Annotated in this window: 2 protein-coding genes; both read right to left on the bottom strand. The window is 67.5% G+C overall.

Annotation, left to right across the window (positions count from 1 at the left end; genetic code table 11):
• A partial coding sequence (gene sppA, locus ACXJKH_RS18665) for a signal peptide peptidase SppA (RefSeq protein WP_457321598.1) occupies nt 1-1,549 on the bottom strand: 1,549 nt, incomplete at its 3' end.
• 99 nt (nt 1,550-1,648) lie between these two features.
• The coding region (locus tag ACXJKH_RS18660; protein WP_457321596.1) for an MATE family efflux transporter at nt 1,649-2,451 on the bottom strand (803 nt) is incomplete at its 5' end.

Below are 2,451 nucleotides of genomic sequence, written 5' to 3'. Positions count from 1 at the left end.
CGACTTCATCGACCGCCTCGACCGGCTTGTTGCGGGCGTCGGCGACCTTGCCGGTGAAATCGGCGTAGCCCTTGTTGATCACCGACTGGATCACCTGGCCCACGGCCGGATCCATCGGACGGGTCATGTCGAACGCACCGGCGAAGCGGGTGGTGCCCACGCCATCGGTGTGCACGCCGATCTTGTCCAGCGAACGGGCCACGTTCGGGATCATGCCGAAGATGCCGATCGACCCGGTGATGGTCGACGGATCGGCGTAGATGCGGTCGGCGTTCATGCTGATCCAGTAACCACCGGACGCTGCCAGATCCCCCATCGACACCACCACCGGCTTGCCGGCGGCCTTCAGCGCGACCACTTCGCGACGGATCTGCTCGGAGGCGAACACTTCACCGCCCGGCGAATCCACGCGCAGCACCACGGCCTTCACGTCCTTGTCGTCGCGCGCTTCGCGCAGCAGCGCCGAGGTCGACACGCCACCGACGCGACCGGCCGGCAGGTCGCCACCGGCGATTTCACCGGCCGCCACGATCACCGCCACCTGCGGACGCGAGTCCACCGGCGAACGACGGGTATCGAGCACCGACAGGTAGCTGTCCAGGTTGACGCTGCGGAAGCCGCCATCGGCGTCTTCATCGGCCACGCCACGATCGGCCAGCAGGTCTTCGACTTCCTCACGGGTCTTCAGGCCATCGACCAGCTTCTGCTGCAGGGCGAACTTGGCCAGGTCGCCACCGGCGGCGGCGATGCCCTCGGGCATGGTGTCGATGCCGGCGGCCAGCTGTGCGGCATCGAGCTTGCGTGCCTTGGCGATGTCGCCCAGGTAGCGCTGCCACACATCGGTCATCCAGAACAGATCCGCTTCCTTGGCCTGCGCCGAGGCCGCATCGAGCACGTACGGCTCGGCGGCGGACTTGTACTCGCCCACCTTGAACAGATGCACGTCCACGCCCAGCTTGTCCTGCAGGCCGGTGCGGAAGTACTGGCGGTAACGGCCGAGGCCTTCCAGCACCACGCCGCCCATCGGGTCCAGATAGACCTCGTTGGCCTGCGCGGCCAGCAGGTACTGCGACTGGCTCATGTTCTCGCTGAAGGCCACCACCTGCTTGCCCGAGGCACGCAGGTCCTGCAGCGCGGCGACCACTTCGCGCATCGAGGCGAAACCGCTGGGCTGCAGCTTGTCCAGCTGCAACACGACGCGTTCGATCTTCTTGTCGTCGCGGGCGGCTTCGATCGCGCGGATGAGGTCGCGCAGCTGCACCTCGTCGGCGCCGTTGTCGCCCACGGCCTTGGCCAGCGCGCGGCTGACCGGATCGGCACTGTACTGCTCGACCAGCTTGCCTTCCGGCGCGATCACCAGGGTGGTGCGGTCCTGCAGCGACTTGCCCGCGGTGGCGCTCTTGCCCATCGCGACGACGAACAGGATCAGCACCAGCAACAGCAGGCCGAAGAAGACCAGGTTGAGGATCAGCCTGCGGGTAAAGTTCATCACATCCCACAGCCCGATGAAGAAGCTGGCGACGGGATTGCGACGCGCGGGTTGGTTCATGGGGAAAACTCCAGTTGGCTTCTTGCCGTAGTGCCAGCATAGCCGTTGCCGGGCAGCCCGGCATCGGACACAAGTAAGGGGGTCGTCAGGCGGCGCATGTCACGCCGCCGTGGTGATGGGGCTGCCGACACGCCGGCTGCTGACGTGCAGCCGCCATGCCATCAGGATGGCCGCGGCGGTCAGGCCCAGGATCAGGCCCAGCCACATGCCCTGCGGCCCCATGCCCAGCCCGAGGCCGAGCCCGGCGCCCAGCGGCATGCCCAGGCCCCAGTACGAGAACATGGCGATGAACATCGGCACGCGGGTGTCCTTGAGACCGCGCAGCGCGCCGGCCGAGAGCACCTGGATGCCATCGGGGAACTGGAACGCAGCCGCATACAGCAGCAGTGTGGAGGCCAGCGCGGCCACGCCCATGTCGGCGGTGTAGACCCCGACGATGGCGTCGTGCCCGAACAACAGCACCAGCGCCGAAAGCGTCTGCGTGCCCAGGATGATCACCAGCCCGGCGATGGCCGCGCGGCGCACGCCCAGCCCGTTGCCGCTGCCGACCGCGTGGCCGACGCGCACGGTGGTGGCCTCGGCCACGCCCATCGGGATCATGAAGCACAGCTGGGCGACGTTGATCGCGATCTGGTGCGAGGCCGCTTCGGTGGCGCCCAGGCGACCGATCAGCAGCGCGGTGACGATGAACAGCCCGCCTTCCATCAGCACGGTGATGCCGATCGGCAGGCCGGTGCGCAGCAGGTCCCAGATCGCGGCCCAGCGCGGCGCCTCGAAATGCGAGAACAGCTGCAGGTGCGCAAAGCGCTTGGTCTTGAACAGGTAACCGGCAAAACACAGCGCCTGGATCCACATCATCGTGGCCGAGGCGACGCCCAGGCCTTCAGCGCCCATCTCCGGGA

This window comes from Stenotrophomonas sp. P5_B8 (genome assembly GCF_054049855.1).
The sequence above is the reverse complement of the archived record's forward strand: the minus strand, read 5'-3'. Positions and strand labels throughout refer to the sequence as shown.